Source organism: Flagellimonas sp. B-3, assembly GCF_056857835.1.
In genome coordinates this window covers 790,092-809,695 of the sequence record NZ_JBSXNW010000024.1, presented here as the reverse complement: position 1 = coordinate 809,695, position 19,604 = coordinate 790,092, and the positions used below count along the sequence as shown (strand labels likewise).

The 19,604-nt window shown below is 42.0% G+C and carries 17 protein-coding genes; 16 read left to right on the top strand and 1 reads right to left on the bottom strand.

Going from position 1 to position 19,604, the window contains the following annotated elements; all coding sequences use genetic code 11:
- The 8 genes from AC13CS_RS16175 to AC13CS_RS16140 all read left to right on the top strand — a co-directional run bounded on the left by AC13CS_RS16175 (window position 1) and on the right by AC13CS_RS16140 (window position 9,106).
- Window positions 1-1,053 carry a VWA domain-containing protein gene (locus AC13CS_RS16175; RefSeq protein ID WP_293165967.1) on the top strand — a complete coding sequence of 351 codons (1,053 nt, stop codon included), beginning with the start codon at window positions 1-3 and terminating at the stop codon, window positions 1,051-1,053.
- Window positions 1,040-1,933 (top strand): tetratricopeptide repeat protein, encoded by an 894-nt coding sequence (locus AC13CS_RS16170; protein WP_293165969.1) that lies wholly within the window; start codon window positions 1,040-1,042, stop codon window positions 1,931-1,933. The genes AC13CS_RS16175 and AC13CS_RS16170 overlap by 14 nt, the downstream gene beginning before the upstream one ends.
- Window positions 1,933-3,720, top strand: a complete 1,788-nt coding sequence (locus AC13CS_RS16165; RefSeq protein WP_293165971.1) for a BatD family protein — start codon at window positions 1,933-1,935, stop codon at window positions 3,718-3,720. Before AC13CS_RS16170 ends, AC13CS_RS16165 begins: the two co-directional genes overlap by 1 nt.
- A gap of 2 nt (window positions 3,721-3,722) precedes the next feature.
- On the top strand, window positions 3,723-4,481 hold the full coding sequence (locus tag AC13CS_RS16160; RefSeq protein WP_313790341.1) for a tetratricopeptide repeat protein: 759 nt from the start codon (window positions 3,723-3,725) through the stop codon (window positions 4,479-4,481).
- A 52-nt stretch (window positions 4,482-4,533) separates the two neighbouring features.
- Window positions 4,534-4,845 (top strand): hypothetical protein, encoded by a 312-nt coding sequence (locus AC13CS_RS16155; RefSeq protein ID WP_293165974.1) that lies wholly within the window; start codon window positions 4,534-4,536, stop codon window positions 4,843-4,845.
- Between the two features lie 86 nt (window positions 4,846-4,931).
- Entirely contained in the window at window positions 4,932-6,515 is a 1,584-nt protein-coding gene (locus AC13CS_RS16150) for a SulP family inorganic anion transporter (protein ID WP_163625064.1), read from the top strand.
- 11 nt (window positions 6,516-6,526) lie between these two features.
- Window positions 6,527-7,153, top strand: coding sequence for a carbonic anhydrase family protein (locus AC13CS_RS16145; RefSeq protein ID WP_293165977.1), 627 nt, complete (start codon window positions 6,527-6,529; stop codon window positions 7,151-7,153).
- Window positions 7,154-7,252: 99 nt separating this feature from the next.
- On the top strand, window positions 7,253-9,106 hold the full coding sequence (locus AC13CS_RS16140; protein WP_293165979.1) for a SulP family inorganic anion transporter: 1,854 nt from the start codon (window positions 7,253-7,255) through the stop codon (window positions 9,104-9,106).
- Between the two features lie 280 nt (window positions 9,107-9,386).
- On the opposite strand, the gene AC13CS_RS16135 is transcribed toward AC13CS_RS16140, so the two are convergent.
- Window positions 9,387-9,572 (bottom strand): hypothetical protein, encoded by a 186-nt coding sequence (locus AC13CS_RS16135; RefSeq protein WP_293165981.1) that lies wholly within the window; start codon window positions 9,570-9,572, stop codon window positions 9,387-9,389.
- Window positions 9,573-9,802: 230 nt separating this feature from the next.
- Here AC13CS_RS16135 and pheS point away from each other — a divergent pair, with 230 nt between their 5' ends.
- From pheS to AC13CS_RS16095, 8 genes are all read left to right on the top strand, one after another.
- Window positions 9,803-10,822, top strand: coding sequence for a phenylalanine--tRNA ligase subunit alpha (gene pheS, locus AC13CS_RS16130; RefSeq protein WP_293165983.1), 1,020 nt, complete (start codon window positions 9,803-9,805; stop codon window positions 10,820-10,822).
- 8 nt (window positions 10,823-10,830) lie between these two features.
- On the top strand, window positions 10,831-11,229 hold the full coding sequence (locus AC13CS_RS16125; RefSeq protein WP_293165985.1) for a hypothetical protein: 399 nt from the start codon (window positions 10,831-10,833) through the stop codon (window positions 11,227-11,229).
- Window positions 11,230-11,332: 103 nt separating this feature from the next.
- Complete coding sequence (locus AC13CS_RS16120) at window positions 11,333-11,812, top strand: GbsR/MarR family transcriptional regulator (protein WP_163625070.1); 480 nt, start codon at window positions 11,333-11,335, stop codon at window positions 11,810-11,812.
- A 52-nt stretch (window positions 11,813-11,864) separates the two neighbouring features.
- On the top strand, window positions 11,865-12,941 hold the full coding sequence (locus tag AC13CS_RS16115) for an efflux RND transporter periplasmic adaptor subunit (RefSeq protein WP_293165988.1): 1,077 nt from the start codon (window positions 11,865-11,867) through the stop codon (window positions 12,939-12,941).
- A 32-nt stretch (window positions 12,942-12,973) separates the two neighbouring features.
- Window positions 12,974-16,117: an efflux RND transporter permease subunit gene (locus tag AC13CS_RS16110; protein ID WP_293165990.1), complete on the top strand. Its 3,144-nt coding sequence runs from the start codon at window positions 12,974-12,976 to the stop codon at window positions 16,115-16,117.
- An 18-nt stretch (window positions 16,118-16,135) separates the two neighbouring features.
- A complete protein-coding gene (locus AC13CS_RS16105; protein ID WP_293165992.1) occupies window positions 16,136-17,536 on the top strand; it encodes an efflux transporter outer membrane subunit in 1,401 nt (466 codons plus the stop codon).
- Window positions 17,537-17,547: 11 nt separating this feature from the next.
- Window positions 17,548-18,150 carry a TetR/AcrR family transcriptional regulator gene (locus AC13CS_RS16100; protein WP_293165994.1) on the top strand — a complete coding sequence of 201 codons (603 nt, stop codon included), beginning with the start codon at window positions 17,548-17,550 and terminating at the stop codon, window positions 18,148-18,150.
- 153 nt (window positions 18,151-18,303) lie between these two features.
- Window positions 18,304-19,599, top strand: coding sequence for a Zn-dependent hydrolase (locus AC13CS_RS16095; RefSeq protein WP_293165996.1), 1,296 nt, complete (start codon window positions 18,304-18,306; stop codon window positions 19,597-19,599).
- Window positions 19,600-19,604 lie beyond the last annotated feature (5 nt).

Sequence of the window (19,604 nt, the reverse complement as noted above, 5' to 3'; positions counted from 1 at the left end):
ATGATTCAGTTTGACGAAAAAATATATTTCTACCTCTTGGCCATTATTCCGGTAATGGTCCTGACGTTCTTTTTTCTTCAAATCTGGAAGAGAAAGACACAAAAACGTTTTGCAGACTCAAACCTATTGAAGCGTCTGGCACCCAATAAATCCAACTTTAAGTCAACCCTTAAACTGATATTTTTATTGGGAGGGCTTACGTTTTTGGTATTGGGGTTGGTCAATCCAAAAATCGGTACAAAACTGGAAACCGTTAAACGCGAAGGTGTGGATATCGTTTTTGCCATCGATGTTTCCAAAAGTATGCTGGCAGAGGACATTGCCCCCAACCGTTTGGAAAAAGCCAAACGTATTGTTTCTGAAATCATCAACCAATTGGCGAGCGACCGTATAGGAATTATTGCCTACGCAGGGCAAGCCTACCCTCAATTGCCTATAACCACGGACTATGGCGCCGCTAAAATGTTCTTACAGAGCATGAATACCGATATGCTCTCATCACAGGGAACCGCCATTAACGCAGCCATAGATTTGGCCAGTACTTATTACGATGATTCCCAACAGACCAACAGGGTGCTTTTTATTGTTTCTGATGGGGAAGACCACTCCGAAAATTCCACTATCGATGCAGTTGAAAAAGCTACTCAGAACGGAATCCGTGTTTATACCATTGGAGTGGGCAAAGTCAAAGGAGCTCCGATTCCCATCAAAAAGAACGGCATTGTAGAAAGTTTGAAAAAGGACAACCAAGGCGAGGTTGTCATCACAAAATTGAACGAAAACATATTAACCGAGATTGCCGATAGGGGCAATGGCAATTATATTGATGGCTCCAATACGGAAAATGCCGTGGAGTTCATCAAAGAGGAACTGAACCGGATGGACAAAACAGAGTTTGAAGCCAAACAATTTGCAGAGTACAAGGACCAATTTCAATGGTTCCTGGCCGCTGGCTTTTTATTTCTATTTTTGGACATCTTCGTTTTGGACAGAAAAACACAGTGGTTGAAAAAACTGAATCTTTTTAATGAGCATGATGATGAGCAAGATTAAGTTGATGGTTGGACTATTGCTATGTTTTGGGATGGTCCAAGCACAGGACGACATGACCGAAAAAGCGAACAAAGAAGCGGAAAAAGCATTGCAAGCCTCTACCAATCTTACCTATGAGGCCAACGAAGAACTTACCGCCAACGATTTTGTTACGGCAGAGGCCGATTACAGAAGGGCCATTTCCAAAAGCAACAAAAATGCCGCCGCCCGATTTAATTTAGGGAACGCCTACTATAACAGGGAAAGTTATGGAGAAGCTTTTGGAAGGTACAAACAGGCAGGAGAAGTTGCCGAGGATAAAGGAGAAAAACATAAGGCCTTTCACAACATGGGCAACGTGTTCATGAAGCAAAAAGACTACAAACAAGCTGTTGAGGCATACAAACAAGCCTTAAGAAAAAATCCTAACGACGACGAGACGCGCTATAACCTTGCTCTGGCCAAAAAGATGCTAGAAAAACAACAGGACGAGCAAAAGAACGACCAAAACAAGGACAACGAAGACAAGAAAGATCAGGAAAACGAGGACAAGGATAAAAACCAAGACCAGAAGAACGAAGGCGGGGATAACGAGAAGAAAGACGAAGGCGAGCAAAAAGAAGACGAAAACAAGGACAAAGGCGATCAAGGTGAAAATGGAGAGGATAAGCCTAAGGAAAATCAAAAAGGCGATGGGGACAAGAAGAAAGAGCAAGAGAAAAAACCCAATGAGGGTGACCAGCCCGAAGATAAAAAGCAGCAACCTAGACCCAATCAATTGTCTGAACAACAGATTCAGAATTTGCTAGAGGCCATGCAGAACGAAGAGAAAAAAGTACAGGAGAAAATGGAGGCCCGAAAAGTTCGAGGCAAAAAAATTAAAAACGAGAAAGACTGGTAATGAAAGTGTTGAAGGGCAACATATTGTTTATTCTGGGAATGTTACTCTTTACGGGCTTACATTCACATGCCCAAGACGATGCGGAAGAGATTTCGTTTACCATGAACTTGAGCAAAGAGGAATTGGGGCTAAACGAACGTCTTCGGGTAGATTTTACCATGAACAAGGATGGCGACAACTTTAAGCCGCCTCAATTTAATGGTTTTAATGTGGTAATGGGGCCTTCGCAGTCCATTAGTTCTTCTTGGGTAAATGGCAAACGCAGTTTTTCCAAGACCTATTCTTACATATTAAAGCCCACGGCGAGAGGGAGTTTCACCATAAACCAGGCCACTATCGAGATTGATGGCCAAACATACAAGACAACCCCCAAGCAAGTAGAGGTTACAGCGGCAGTGGACAAGCCTAATGCAGAGAAGACCGTGGATGATGTGGCCGACGAAAGCCTTCATTTAGTTGCAGAAGTATCAAAGGGGAATCCTTATTTAAATGAAGCTGTTACCGTAGTCTATAAGCTCTATGTAAGTCCAAACATAAGTGTTACGAATTACCGTCCGTTGGACAATCCTACCTATAACAATTTTTGGAGCCAAGACATTCCGGTTACCAAGCACACCGCGCAAAACGGTACTTACCAAGGTAAACCCTATAGATATGTAGTTTTAAAACGAGTGGTACTTTACCCCCAAAAATCAGGACAGTTGGACATTGAGCCGCTCTCTCTCGAGATTTTTGTTGATGTACCCACCAACAGAAGAGACTTTTTTGGTGGCCGAATTTATACCTCAACCAGTAAAACCGTTTCTGCAGGTAGTAGAACCATCAACGTAAAACCATTGCCAGAAGCTGGAAAACCGGCTAATTTTAGTGGAGCTGTTGGTGAATTTGATTTTTCGGTGACCACAAGCAAAACCCAACTGAATGCCTCGGAGTCGCTTCAGGCCAAAGTTGAGGTTACCGGGAAAGGGAACTTGAAATTGTTCCAACTTCCAGAGCCAGAACTGCCAAGCTCTTTAGAAGTTTATGATCCCGAATACGAGGAATCCATCAATACTTACAGTACCGGTATGGAGGGCAAAGTGGCGAATAATTATACCATTGTACCTTCATTTAGGGGAAAATACCCCATTCCAAGTATTTCTTTCAGTTATTTTAATCCGAGTACTGGAAACTATAAAACCATTAATTCAGAAGAAATCAATATTGAGGTAATCGAAGGGCCTACAAGTGGCTCGGCCAATATAACAAGTCCCTCTGCCAACAAGCAATTGGTTGTGCCGACCGGGGAGCAGTTTCATTTTATCAACATAAATCCGAACCTAAGCCCTATTGGTTCTGACCGCTTTTTTGGCTCAAGACTCTTTTTTATTCTTTTGCTTGCCCCGTTATTGTTGATTCCAATAGCCATTTTCACATTTAAGAAGAGAGAGGCCATTGCCAGTGATGTGGTGGGGAACAAAATAAAGAAAGCCAACAAGCTGGCCAGAAAATATCTTTCAACCGCCAAAAAGGAGCTCGGGAACAAAGAAGCCTTTTATGTGGCTCTGGAAAAAGGTTTGCACAACTACCTGAAGGCAAAATTACACATAGAAACTTCGGAATTCAGCAAGGATAAGATTACAAGCATTCTTTCGGAAAAAAATGTTGACCAAAAGGATGTTGATGGCTTTATAGCCTTATTGACCAGCTGTGAAATGGCACGATATAGCCCGTTTTCCAATGTGCAGATGCAACAAGATTATGAAAAAGCAAGTGAAGTAATTTCTAATTTGGACAAACAGTTATGAGCATGAAAAAGATAGTCCTTTTATTTTGTATGCTTTCGCTCTCTTTTGGATTTTCCCAAAACGAGGCTCTGTTTAATGAAGCCACCGAACTATACAACAATGGGGAGTATTCCGCTGCCATAGAAAACTACAAGCAAATTCTGGAAAATGGCGAGCATTCGGCTGCACTGTACTTTAATTTGGGGAATTGCTACTACAAACTCAATTCCATTGGCCCCAGTATTTATTACTACGAAAAAGCATTGCTTCTTGACCCACCTAATAGGGAAATCCAAAATAATTTGGCGTTTGCCCAAAATATGAGGCTAGATGCCATTGAGGAAGTTCCTACAACGGGGATATCCAAAATCTACAAATCAGTTGTGGGCTTGCTCTCCTATGACCAATGGGCTTATTTGGCCATTGGATTGGTCTTTTTGTTTGTTTTGGCCTATATGGCCTATTATTTTCTTAGACCGGCCAACCAAAAGAGGGTTGCATTTATTTCAAGTATGTTCTCTCTTGCTTTGTGCGCCGTCTCTGTTTTAATGGCCTATCTTGGCTATCAACAATACAAGAACGATGACCCGGCCATAGTTTTTGAGAAAGAAGTCAATGTTAGTTCAGAACCCAATACCAACAGCAGCACTATCTTTACCATTCACGAAGGAACCAAAGTGAATATTTTGGACGAGCTGGACGATTGGAAAAGAATACGTATTGCCGATGGGCAAACAGGATGGTTGTTGGGGGACCAGATTAGGTCGTTAAAGGATTTTTAGACATAATTAACAAATAAGTGCATATCTTATCTTAAATTTACCCCCAATTATTATGATGCGAACACTGGCTATACCGTTTATTTCCTTTGTGATGGTCACAATTTTGTTGACCTCACCTTTTGTCCCACTTATGGGGCGGGAATATAGTATTGCCTTTATTCTTGGTTCTTCCGAAGAGGAGAACAATACGCATGATACTTCGAGCAGTAAAACATTTGATATTAAATATTTTATGTCAAAAAGTTTTATTTCAGCGGATCCATCCATAAATCAAGAAAAAAATAATGATGCATTAGGATATGCATTCGCTGTATTGGAGTTTACCCTTGAAACACTAGACCCCCCTCCCCGAAAATTGGTTTAACATTCTTATTCTCGTTTAAATCAAATTTTAATTGTCCTTTACCACCAAATTTTATCTGATGTAGAGGACTAATCTTGTTTATTATTATGTTCAAGTATATAAAAAATGACTTGCCTGCCAGTATTGTGGTCTTTTTTGTGGCACTACCGCTTTGTTTAGGTATTGCCCTGGCCAGTGGTGCCCCTTTGTTTTCGGGGCTAATTGCAGGTATTATTGGGGGAATCGTTGTAGGTGCACTAAGTGGTTCCCAAATAGGGGTAAGTGGCCCAGCAGCAGGACTTGCAGCCATTGTATTAACCGCAATCGGTACCTTGGGTGGGTATCAAAACTTTTTGGTTGCCGTAGTATTGGGCGGTATAATCCAGCTAATTTTCGGATTTCTAAAGGCTGGTATTATTGCCTATTATTTTCCATCATCGGTAATTAAAGGTATGCTCACGGGTATTGGAATCATCATCATTCTAAAACAAATTCCCCATTTTTTTGGTTATGATGCCGACCCGGAAGGTGATTGGGCCTTCTTTCAAGTAGATGGTGAAAACACCTTTAGTGAAATTATAAACTCCATCAATTTTATTAGTCCTGGTGCAACCCTTATCGCTGTTGTTGCCTTGGCCATACTTATTTTATGGGGTCAGGTTTTAACGAAAAAATCCAAGATCTTTGAGCTTATACAAGGGCCTTTGGTCGCTGTGGTCATTGGAATCGTGTATTATTCATTGACCCAGGGCAATGGCACATGGGGAATCTCGCAGGAGCATTTGGTAAGCGTTCCGGTACCGGATAGCTTTGATTCGTTCTTGGGCTTTTTTAGTTTTCCCAATTTCTCCGCCATATCCAACCCAGAAGTTTGGATAACAGGTTTCACCATTGCATTGGTGGCCAGTTTGGAAACATTGCTATGTGTAGAGGCAACGGATAAATTAGATCCTGAAAAAAGAACAACGCCCACCAACCGCGAACTTAGGGCCCAAGGAGTGGGGAACATGCTTTCTGGTTTGGTCGGAGGGCTTCCGGTTACACAGGTAATCGTTCGTAGTTCGGCCAATATTCAATCCGGAGGTAAAACAAAGGCTTCTGCTATCATCCACGGATTCTTTCTACTCGGTTCGGTAATATTGATCCCTACCTTGCTCAATAAGATCCCGCTGTCCGTTTTGGCCGCCATATTGTTTATTGTTGGTTTTAAACTCGCAAAGCCATCGCTTTTTAAAACCATGTACCAAGCGGGTTGGAAACAATTTGTCCCCTTTGTAGTAACTGTGGTAGGTATTGTTTTTACAGACCTTTTGGTCGGAATCAGTTTAGGCCTTGGGGTTGGTATCGTAGTTGTTCTTATTAAAAGCTACCAGAACTCCCACTTCCTTCATATTGAAGATAAGAGCAATGGAGCACATAAAATTAAAATGACCCTTGCGGAAGAGGTTACCTTTTTTAACAAAGGAGCCATTCTAAAGGAACTGGATAGTCTTCCTGAAAACTCCTATCTTGAATTGGATGTTAGAAAAACACGTTTTCTTGACAATGATATCGTGGAAATCCTAGAAGACTTTTCAAACAAAGCGAAGAACAGGAACATCGACATTAAAATTATCTCGGAAAAAGGCGAAATTGAAAATCCGGATAGTTACATCGAATTTTTTAATCTAAGACCGAAAAAATCGGCATAAAATATTTTAGCATGAAAGCACACACAAAAGAAACCCAGGCAACCATGACGCCAGAAAAAGCCATTCAATTTTTAAAGGAGGGCAATCAGCGTTTTCAACAAAACTTAAAAGCGAACAGAAACCTGTTGGAACAGGTGAACGATACAAAGGACGGTCAATTTCCGTTTGCGACCATTTTAAGCTGCATTGATTCAAGAGTATCCGCTGAGCTTGTTTTTGACCAAGGGTTGGGAGACATCTTTAGTATAAGAATTGCAGGGAATTTTGTTAACGAAGATATTTTGGGCAGCATGGAGTTTGCCTGCAAATTGGCAGGGACAAAAACCATTGTAGTTTTGGGGCATACTGCCTGTGGAGCGGTAAAAGGAGCATGCGACCATGCTCGCTTGGGCAACCTTACTGCATTGATCAATAAAATTGAACCTGCCGTGGCCGCTGTCCAAGAACCTAAAGATGAATCTTTAAGAAACTCTAAAAATTTAGAGTTTGTGGATGCGGTTTCGGTCAAAAATGTTGAAATGACCTTGGAAAACATCAGAAATCAAAGCAACGTTCTAAAAGAAATGGAAGACAATGGAGAAATTGCCATAGTCGGTGCCATGTATGATATCTCTGATGGTAAAGTTACCTTTCTGTAGCACAGAATAACTTTATGTAAAAAATGCCGGTGTATTTTACTACCGGCATTTTTTATTCATAATATTGTTATATTAAAGCTACGCAAACAACACTATACCATGTTTAAGCACCTAAAAGGAGATTTGTTCGGGGGAATTACCGCAGGCATTGTGGCCCTTCCTTTGGCGCTTGCCTTTGGTGTAAGTTCTGGGTTAGGCCCCAGCGCCGGTTTGTACGGGGCAATTTTCATTAGTTTTTTTGCCGCTCTTTTCGGTGGAACCAACACACAAATTTCGGGCCCAACCGCTCCAATGACAGCCGTGAGCATGGTAGTTGTTGCAGGGATCATTGCCGTTAACGACGGGGATATCAACAAGGCACTTCCCGCTATTTTAACCGTTTTCCTATTGGCAGGGATTATGCAGGTTGGTTTGGGCCTATTGGGCTTAGGAAAATATATAAAATACATTCCATATCCTGTGGTTTCAGGTTTTATGACCGCTATTGGAATCATCATTTTAGTTACCCAAATATTACCAGCCGTAGGATACTATCCAGAAGAAGATGAAGCCTACGTCAACCAATTTATGCCCCAGGCCGAAGAGGCTATTTTAGAAAATATACTGCATGAAGAGGCCGGAGAGGGTATTTTGGTTTTAGAGAACTTTACGGAAACCATTAAGCGTGCCGAAAAAATTTCACATTCCGATATGTTAAAAGAAGCCGGTACCTTGGCTTCAAAAGATGCATCGGGGGTAATGGGAACATTTAAAGTACTGCCCAGGGCACTCAAGGACATTGATTGGCTGGAATTGGCCTTGGCCTTGGCAACCATTATCATTATTTACGGTTTTAAACGAATAACCACGACCATCCCCAGCACATTGGTTGCCCTGATCATAGTTTCTGGTGCGGCTTTTGGATTTGGGTTAGATTATAGGCCCATTGAACAGATTCCAAGTGGGTTACCCATCCCCAATTTTGAAATTTTTACAGCCTTCAACCTTAATGTTGTCACGCCCTATATTTTTACTGCACTTACATTGGCACTGCTTGGTGCCATAGACTCACTCCTTACCTCCGTGGTCGCGGACAATATGACCCAAACCAAACATAAACCCAACAAGGAGCTGGTGGGCCAAGGCATTGGAAACAGTATTGCAGCTATTTTTGGGGGGATTCCTGGCGCTGGTGCCACTATCAGGACAGTGGTAAACATAAACTCCGGGGGTAAAACAAGACTATCCGGTATGATTGCCGGCTTACTATTACTTGTTATTTTACTTGCCTTGGGGCCAGTAGCATCACAAATACCCGCCGCAGTATTGGCAGGTATTTTGGTAACAGTAGGTATTGGCGTGATGGATTACAGAGGGCTAAAAGCCATTCCCCACTTGCCCAAAGACATAAAATTGGGGCCTTTAAAACTCAGTTCCGAAGTTATCATCATGTTGGTAGTAATGGTATTGTCATCCATTTGGAATTTGGTCTATGCTGTTGGAATCGGCCTTGTAATTGCCTCTTTAATGTTTATGAAAAAAATTGGAGATCTGACAGCACAACGTTCCAATGTGAGGGCCTTGCGTGAAGAAGCGTGGTCCGATGAAAAAAATATTCCCCAAAAAATCAAAGATGAAGTTTTTATAAAACACATAAAAGGTCCTTTGTTTTTTGGATCTACCAACGAATTTCAACAACTGGCCTCGCAAATCCCCGATGATGCTTCAACAGTAATAATACGAATGGGCAGAATGCAGTATATGGACCAAACGGGCCTATATGCCATGGAAGATGTATTGCAAGATTTAAAACGAAAAGATATTCTTGTACTCTTGGTGAATATTCTGGATCAGCCCCGTTATATGTTGGAACGTATTGATATTATCCCGGACCTTATTCCAAAAGAACATATCTTCAAAAACTTTAAATCCTGTTTGGATTGGGTTGATAAAAACTTAAACCACCAAGAATAATATACGTTTTTGATGCTTCTTCAAGAGTTCCCACAAGATTCAGGACCTATATATCTGGAAACCGTTGAGGGTAGATTTCCCATTGAACCCTTTAACACCTATAGCAATCTCATCTTTTTGTTCCTGATTATTTATTGGGGCATAAAAGTGTATAAAAATCCAAAGCAACATCAATTTTTAGCATGGGTGCTTCCCATAATTGGCACCAGTTATATTGGTGGAACCATCTACCATGCCACCCGGAGCCGCGAATTCTGGTTGCGTTTGGATTGGATGCCCATTATGCTCTTATGTGCTGCTTGGTCATCCACTTTATTTTTAAGCTGGTTAAATCTAGGTGGAAGAGGTTGTTCTGGGTCGTCGTGTTGCTCGGGGGTTCTTTTTTATTTCGGATGCTGCCCATTCCATCTGGATTGAGAATTTCTTTAGGGTATGTAATAACGGCTGCAACCATACTTGTTCCCATAGCTTGGTATTTGGTCCGGACCAAAGGAAGGAACATTGTTTTTGTGATTGTCTCCTTCGTAATTTTTGGAGTTGCGATTTTCTTTAGGAGCATTGATCTGCATCAAAATTTCTTTCCGATGGGAACACATTGGCTGTGGCATCTTTTGGGTGGAATTGCAGTACATTTTCTTATTGCCTATATATTCAAGGACAATTTGCTAAATTTGTCCGCCAATAGCGTAAGCAATCATGATTGACACCATAAAGGAACATATCGCCGAAGTAGAAAAGTTTACTTCAACCTCAATAAAAGAAATTGAAGCCTTCCGAATTAAGTATTTAGGAAAAAAGGGGCTTTTGAACAGTTTCTTTGCCGAATTTAAGAATGTGCCCAACGAACAAAAGAAAGATTTTGGCAAGGTTGTCAATCAATTGAAAAATGCCGCTACCGATAAGGTCAATGCCCTTAAGGAAGCCTTGGAGAGCCAAACAGAAACTGTTGGCAAATATGGGGATTTGACACGCCCCGGGGAGCCTGTTGAAATTGGTTCCCGCCACCCAATCAATATTGTAAAGAACCAGATCATAGATATTTTCTCCCGAATCGGGTTCAATGTTTCCGAAGGTCCCGAAATTGAGGATGACTGGCACAACTTTACGGCACTAAACCTTCCGGAATACCACCCAGCAAGAGATATGCAGGATACTTTTTTCATTCAAACAGATCCGGATATCCTTTTGCGTACCCATACCTCATCAGTTCAGGTAAGGTATATGGAGAGCAATAAACCTCCCATCAGGACCATTTCCCCTGGAAGGGTTTATAGAAACGAAGCAATTTCGGCTCGCTCCCATTGCTTTTTCCATCAGGTAGAAGGCCTATATGTGGACAAGAACGTATCCTTTGCCGATTTAAAACAAACCTTGCAATATTTTACATCGGAAATGTTCGGCAAGTCCAAAATTAGGTTGCGCCCTTCTTATTTCCCATTTACGGAGCCCAGCGCAGAAGTTGATGTTTACTGGGGCCTAGAGACCGAAACGGACTACCGCATGACCAAGGGAACCGGCTGGCTGGAAATTATGGGCTGCGGGATGGTAGACCCCAACGTACTTAAGAATTGTGGTATAGACCCCGATGTATATTCTGGATTTGCCTTTGGAATGGGAATAGACCGTATTGCGTTGTTGCTCCATCAAATTTCAGACATTCGCCTGCTCAGCGAAAATGATGTTCGCTTCTTGGAACAATTCAAAAGCGCATTGTAGACCATTTTATGAAAAAGGATATTGAAATTCCCGTAGCCAAGGATGTTCATGTTGCTGTAATCCGCGAGTGGAACGATGAATTTCTGTCCAAAGACTGGAATGCCTATCTGATCAATAACAGAACAGATGTGATTGAAATGACCATTGTTGTTTCCAAAGGTTTTGACGAGGATAAAAAAACCTCTACCATGCGACACGGCATAGGGGTTGTTGAACCCAAGTCCTTTAAAAAAATTGAATTCCTGCAAGAAGAAGTGCTGGCGCTCAACAATGAATTCTTTGTTACCTTTTTTGCCGAAAACAAACTGTTTGAAAAAAGGTTCCTATTCCCTAAACATACTATTGCCGAAGACCATCTTACCACAATTCCAATTATAGATAAGGAAGGGATTCTCGCTAAGGATTGATGGGTGTTTTGTCAACGAACACTTTCTTTTAACAAAAATTTAGTTTTTGTTAGTTCGGTTTGTTCCGAACCAATATTAATTTTGCACCTTCAAAAATCCATCTATGGAAAAAACGAAGGAAGAAATAATAGAAACTTTAGGGCTTCATTTAGAGAAGGAACACAACTTACCTCCCCTGGCCGCCCGGATATATGCAATACTAATTTTAACCGATGAGGACGGAATCACCTTTGAGGATTGTTTGGAAAAACGGGGTGCAAGCAAAAGCTCTACCTCTACCTCTTTGAACCTTTTATTAAACATGGGCCTGGTTACCTATTTTACCAAACCCGGTGATAGAAGAAGGTATTTCACCACTGCTAAGAAAAAGAACTTCTTTCTTTCCAAGCTTCAAGAAAACTTGAGTCGTATGGAAACCGAAAAAAGTATAATCACCTTGGTTTTGGGCTATCATAAAAAAAATAGCCCTAAAAAATATGAAGAAGGTCAAGTAAGAACCAAAGTGTATCTGGATTATGTAAGCGACAACGAAAAAATCCTTAAAAAATCAATCAAAAAATTAGAATCCATTATAGATGAGTAATCTCTCCAACAGTCATAAACCCAACAATAACCCTAACAACCTTAGTTTGTTCATGAAAACAATCAAATCAATAGTAGTAGCAACAGGTGTGCTCTTGTTAATGTCCTGTGGGGGTAAAAACCAACAGCAAGCCACTGCGCCTCAAGCACCCTCGCTCAAAGTCAGTACGCTTAAAAAACAGGATATTACAATATATAATTCGTATTCCACCAATATTCAAGGTCTACAAAATGTAGAAATCTGGCCAAAGGTTGCTGGATTTGTTCAAAAAATATATGTAGAAGAAGGACAACAAGTAAAAAAAGGGCAGTTGCTCTTTAAACTGGAAACACAAACGCTTTCCCAAGATGCCGAAGCTGCAAAAGCGGCTGTAAATGTGGCACAGGTGGAAGTGGACAAGCTGGTTCCCTTAGTTGAGAAAAACATTATTAGCGAGGTGCAATTGGAAACCGCCAAAGCTCAATTGGAACAGGCAAAAAGCAACTACAACAGTATTGCCGCCAACATCGGCTATTCCAATATAGTGAGCCCCGTAAACGGATACATTGGTGGGATTCCCTATAAAGTGGGCGCTTTGGTTAGCAGCACCATGGGGGAGCCACTAACCGTGGTATCAGACATTAGTAGCGTTCGTGCCTACTTTTCCATGACCGAGAAGCAATTGTTACAAATGAAGAGTGAAATGGCAGATAAAGGAACTCCTATTTCATCTGAAAATACTCCGGAAGTAGAACTTGTAATGGTCAATGGTGAGACCTATCCACAAAAAGGAAAAATTGCCATGGTGAACAACATTATCAACCCAACCACAGGAAGTGTAACCCTTAGGGCGGATTTTGACAACCCCAACCAATTGTTGAGCTCTGGCAGTACGGGAACCATAAAGGTGCCGTCTACCTACGAAAATACTTTTGTTATCCCTCAATTTGCCACGGTTGACCTCCAAGGAACCAAAATGGTATTTATATTGAATGATGACAACTCGGTAAATACAAAACCATTGAACATTGTCGCACAAACCGATAAGGAGTTCATCGTAAACGAAGGTTTGGAAGAAGGAAGCACCATCGTAACCGAAGGAGTGTCCAAACTAAAAGATGGTCAAACCATCAATCCCGTAAAACAATAATTGCCATCAATCATTTATAGAACAAATTATATATGTTCCAAAAATTTATAGATCGTCCTGTACTTTCCACTGTAATATCCGTTATTATTATGATATTGGGTATTCTGGGGCTTAGTACTTTACCCGTAGAACAGTATCCGGAGATTGCTCCGCCAACCGTTCAGGTTAACGCCAATTATACCGGAGCCAATGCCGAAACAGTACTAAAAAGTGTAGTGATTCCACTTGAAGAGCAAATCAATGGTGTGGAAGGCATGACCTACATGACCTCATCCGCCAGTAACGATGGAGCGGCCAACATCAGTGTATTTTTTGAACTTGGTGTTGACCCCGACATTGCAGCGGTAAACGTTCAAAACCGAGTTGCAAGGGCCAACAGCTTGTTGCCGCAAGAAGTTATAAACACAGGGGTAACTACCCAAAAGGCCCAAAACAGTGCATTGCTATTTTTCTCCATTTACTCTGAGAATGAGGATTACGATGCCACCTTTGTGGAGAACTATGCCAAAATTAACCTGGTTCCGCAATTACAACGGATTAAAGGGGTTGGTAACGTTAACGTATTTGGGGCCAAAGATTATTCCATGCGGATATGGATCTCTCCTGATAAAATGGCTGCATACAATTTGGTGCCAGCCGATATCCAAGCGGCATTAAGAGAACAGAATACCGAAGCGGCAACCGGTAAAATTGGAGAAAATGCCGATGGTATTTTTGAATATGTGATGAAATACAAAGGACGGCTCTCCGAGGTAAAAGAATATGAAAACATTATTCTAAAAACTACTGAAGACGGAGGGTTTCTTCGCTTAAAAGATGTTGCCGAAATCGAGTTGGGGGCACTTAGCTACGTTAGGAAAAACTCTGGTATGGGAAACCCCGGTGTTGCTGTGGGGGTTTACCAAACATCTGGATCCAATGCAAAGGAAATCATCGACGAAATTGAAACCATCTTGGAAGAATCCAAAGCAGATTTTCCAAAAGGGTTGGATTATGTAATCCCCTTCAACTCCAAAGATTTCTTGGATGCCTCCATCGATCACGTTGTAAAAACATTGATCGAGGCATTTATCTTGGTGTTTATTGTGGTGTTCCTCTTCCTTCAGGATTTTAGATCTACACTTATTCCCGCCATTGCGGTGCCCGTGGCCATTGTAGGTACCTTTTTCTTCCTACAATTATTCGGATACTCCATCAATATGCTTACCCTTTTCGCCATGATCTTGGCCATTGGTATTGTGGTGGATGATGCCATTGTGGTGGTCGAGGCGGTACACGCTAAGTTGGAAGAAGGAGCCGACTCTGCAAAAACCGCAACCAAAAATGCCATGAGCGAGATATCTGGGGCCATTATCTCCATTACCTTGGTAATGTCGGCAGTATTCATCCCGGTTTCCTTTATCAAAGGGTCTTCAGGTGTTTTCTACCAACAGTTTGGTATTACCCTTGCCGTTGCTATTTTAATATCAGCCGTTAATGCGTTGACCTTGAGTCCTGCCTTGGCGGCATTGTTCCTAAAACCTCATAATCCAGAAAAAGGTAAAAAATCCAATTTCTTGAACCGTTTTTTTAAGGCCTTCAACATTGGTTTTACGGCCATGACAAATAAATACACCAATACCATTGGTACTTTGGTGAAAAGAAAATGGATAACCCTTGTTCTTTTACTTGGTTTTAGTGCACTGGCCATATTCCTGTTCAAATCAACCCCCTCTGGTTTTGTGCCAGATGAAGATCGTGGGATGATTTTTGTTAATGTGAGCATGCCTCCGGGAACAACCATTGAAAAAACAGAGGAAACCATCATGAAGCTGGATTCCATATATGAATCCATGGACGTGATCGACGCTAGAATGAGTGTGGCCGGGTTCAGTTTATTGAACCGAGTAAGTGCCGGGTCTTATGCATTCTCTATCATGAAGCTGAAAGATTGGAGCGAAAGAGATGCAGATTCTTTGTCCGTTAATGCGACCATGCAAAAGCTTTACGGAATTACGGCAGGTTTCAATGATGCCGAGATTATTTACTTTACGCCTCCGAGTATTCAAGGTTTTGGTACCAGTTCCGGTTTTGAAGTACAACTTCAGAGCAAAACGGGCGAAGATTGGAATTCCATCAACGATGTAAAAAACCAATTTTTGGGAGCGCTCAATGCCAGGCCGGAAATCCAGTATGCCATTTCGCAGTTCGACCCCGGTTTTCCACAGTACAATTTGGACATTGACATGGAGAAGGTGAAAATGGCCGGGTTGACAGCAACCGATATTTTCAATTCGCTCCAAGGTTATTTTGGAGGTATTTATGCTACCGATTTCAACAAATTTGGTAAGCAGTACCGTGTTATGATCCAGGCCAAACCCGAAGATCGGGCCAACGAGAACTCTTTGAACCATATTTTTGTTAGGAATGCCAATGGCGAATCCGTCGCTGTAAGCCAGTTTGTGGACCTAAAGAAAATTTATGGTCCCGAGGTCGTGCAACGATTCAACTTGTTGAGTTCGGTAAGCATAACAGGAGTTCCCAATCCGGGCTACAGTACCGGTGATGCCATTACCGCTATTGAAGAAGTGGCAGCCCAAGTATTGCCAACTTCTTACACCTACGATTACTCTGGACTTACAAGGGAAGAAAGCAATGCCGGTTCACAGACCATCCTCATATTTATATTGAGTTTGGTGTTTGTTTACTTCTTGCTGAGTGCACAATACGAAAGTTATATACTACCGCTTTCCATTTTGTTGTCCCTGCCCTTTGGTATAGCAGGAGCCATTCTTTTCATCAACTTGGCAGGCTTGCAGAACAATATCTATTTCCAGATTGCCCTGATCATGTTGATCGGTCTGTTGGCCAAAAACGCCATTTTGATCGTGGAGTTTGCCCTGCAACGTAGACGGGCAGGACTATCACTTTTTGATGCTGCCGCAGATGGGGCACGTGCCAGGCTCCGCCCAATTTTGATGACATCTTTCGCTTTCATATTTGGTCTATTGCCATTGGCCCTTTCATCAGGAATCGGAGCCGTAGGAAACCAATCCATAGGTGTAAGTGCTGTTGGGGGAATGCTGGTCGGAACCATTTTGGGAGTTTTTGCGGTGCCTGTGCTCTTTGTAGTGTTCCAAGCGCTGCAAGAACGCATATCAGGAAAACCGGAATCCATCAAAGTAAACAATGCTTAATTACAAAGCTTAAAAAACATGAAAATAAAATCCATATATAAATTCATCCTGTTACTCTCGGTACCGTTATTGCTACAATCTTGTTTTGTGGCAAAAAACTACGCTAGACCAGAGGTAGAAACTGAGAATCTATACAGAACGGACAACCTTCCACAGGACAGTATTTCCATGGCAGATGTATCTTGGAGAGACTTGTTCAATGATGAACAGTTGAAATCGTATATTGAAGAAGGGTTAGAGAATAATATTGACATTAGGATTGCCCTGCAAAACGTAATGGCCGCCGAAGCGTATGTAAAACAAGGTAAAGCGGGGTATTATCCAACCCTTTCAGGAACGGCCAGCTTCACACGGACAAAAAACTCGCGAAACAGTCAGTTTGGGAGCTTTTTTACTAGTGCCCTGGAGCAGTACGAACTCTCCGGCGCCCTATCGTGGGAAGCCGATGTTTGGGGCAAGATCAGAAGTAATAAAAGAGCTTTTGGTGCGGCCTATCTGCAGAGCGTTACCGCGCATCAAGCCGTAAAAACGGAATTGGTGGCGAACATAGCCAGCACCTACTATCAATTAATGGCATTGGATAAACAATTGGAAGTTGCCAAACAAACCTTGGAAGCCAGAAAAAACAGTCTGGAAACCACCATCGCCCTAAAAGATGCCGGTCAGGTGACCGAAGTCGCTGTAAAACAGACCGAAGCACAGGTCCATACCACCGAAATTATTGTAATCGACCTTGAGAACAACATCAAACTTTTGGAAAATGCCTTTAGTATGCTATTGGGAGAAGCTCCACAAAAAATACAGCGTGGCAACTTGGACGATCAAACCATTGATACGGAATTGAGCACCGGGGTGCCTTACTTGCTGCTTGCCAATCGCCCAGATGTGATGCAGGCAGAATATGGCCTCATTAATGCATTTGAATTGACCAATGTGGCCAAAAGTAGTCTATATCCCTCTTTGAGTTTATCCGCTTCGGGAGGTTTTCAGAGTTTGGAATTTGATAATTGGTTGGATGCAAGCTCACTCTTTTCAACCTTGGTAGGTTCTTTGACACAGCCCCTTTTTAACGGAAGACAGTTGCGCACCCAAATGGAAGTTGCCAAGGCCCAACAAGAACAAGCATTGTTGAGCTATAAACAAGCCTTGCTCACGGCAGGAAGAGAAGTGAGCGATGCTCTTTATACTTATGAAGCGGAAACCCAAAAAATGGAGGCTCGTTCCAAAGAACTCGAAGCCTATTCAACAGCCGAAGATTATTCCGAAGAGCTTTTGAACAATGGCCTCGCGAATTATTTGGAAGTATTGACCGCACGTCAAAATGCATTGAACTCCGAACTCAATTACGTAGATACACAATACGCCCAACTTAGTGCCATTGTGGAACTGTACAGGGCCCTTGGGGGAGGTTGGAAATAAAAACAATAGTATTGGGGGATAAAAACAACATATTGGCCTACGCCATTGAAAACTTCACCAAGTTTGGGAGCAAAAGGTTCTCCATGGACGAACTGGCCAAAAATCTGGGTATTTCCAAAAAAACCCTCTACAAACATTTCAACAGCAAAGAAAAGCTGGTAAAGGAAAGTCTTGGGTATTACTTGGACAACATTCGGGCCAATGTGGACAATTACATGCTCGAAAACCCCAACGAGGACCAACCCCTTACCACGGTAATATTTATATATAAGCAAGGGTTGATCACCTTTCAGGAAATCAACCCCGCTTTTCTGCACGGGCTCCACAAATATTATCCCAAGGCTTATGAAATATATGCCCAGTTAAAAATGGACATTGTATGGAATGTTGTATGCCCCCTTTTAAAAAAAGCCCAAGAATTGGGGCAGGTCAGAAACAATGTCAATGTTGAATTGGTCTGTACATTATTTTTGTCCCGAATGGAAGAGACCGTGTATTCAAAGGCCAATCTATTCGATGAATATAGCATCCACGAATTGCTGGATCATATCATTATCAATAATCTACGGGGCATTCTTACATTGGAATATCTTCAAAAAAGCCCCTTACAATAGTACTCCTTCCTATCAATTTTAAGAGATTTCCCTTTAAATTACTGAACGGAAATTGATGGACCATGAATTAAAATCCCCCACTAGAAAAAACACTGCCTAATTTTTTGAAAATAGTTATTCCTAAATTCCTATCTTTCAAAAAAGCAGGTAATTATGAAACAATTGCTCACATCTATATTGACCATTTTTTCCCTTGGAATTTTAATTGCACAACAATCAGACCTCAAAGTAAACCAACACCGGCTAGAAAAGAGGATATTTAATCTTGCTGAATTTGGACTGCAGGAAAATGGCGAAACCGAACGGGTTGCCTTTAGCGATGCGGACATTGAGGCCCGAAATTGGGTGATTAAAACCCTAAAGGGTTTTGGAATGGAGGTAAAAGTAGATGCAGCGGGGAACATTATTGGAAAACGGGATGGAACAGATTCGTCAAAAAAGCCAATTGCTTTTGGCTCCCATATTGATAGGGTACCCAATGGTGGGAATTATGATGGCTGTGTGGGCTCTATGGCGGCTTTGGAAGTGATTGAAACCCTAAACGAGAATAATATAAAAACCAACCACCCGATTGAAGTCATCATTTTTCCGAATGAAGAAGGTGGTGTGATGGGAAGCAGGGCCATGGCAGGAAACCTTGGAAAATCGGCCCTATCGGTGGTAAATTCTACGGGATATTCCATGGGTGAGGGCATTATGCGAATTGGTGGAGATACCACGAAACTGGAAGAGGCCAAACGCAAAAAAGGTAGCCTAGCAGCCTTCTTGGAACTTCATATTGAGCAAGGAGGCAAACTCGAAAAAGAAAAATTGGATATTGGCGTTGTCGAAGGTATTGTTGGCCTTAATTGGTGGGATGTTGTCTTTACAGGCTTTGCCAATCACGCAGGCACCACGCCCATGAATGCCCGTCAAGATGCACTGCTGGCGGCAGCCAAATATATTGTGGCCGTAAACGAGATTACCAATAGCTTCGAAGGTTCTCAAGTAGGAACAGTAGGTCGGATTAAGGCCGAGCCAGGTGCTCCAAACGTAATACCTGGTAAGGTCATTGCAAGTTTAGAGATACGTGACCTATCCTCCGAAGTGATTCAAAAAGTATATCATGCCATCAAGCAAAGAACAGAGGAAATAGCCAAAGCTTCCGATGTGTCCGTGGAATTTTTGCCCTTGGACACAACGGCAGAACCCGCCTTGACCGATACAAGCATTCAAAAGGAAATCGAGGCATCGGCAAAGGCTCTTGGATTAACCTATAAATATATGCCCAGTGGTGCTGGTCATGACGCGCAGGACATATCAAGATTTGCACCCGTTGGGATGATTTTTGTGCCGAGCAAAGGGGGTATCAGCCACTCGCCCAAAGAGTTTACTTCGGCAGAAGACATGGCAAATGGTGCCAATGTGCTTTTGCATTCCATTTTGTCCTTGGACAAGAAGCTGGATTGATTTGT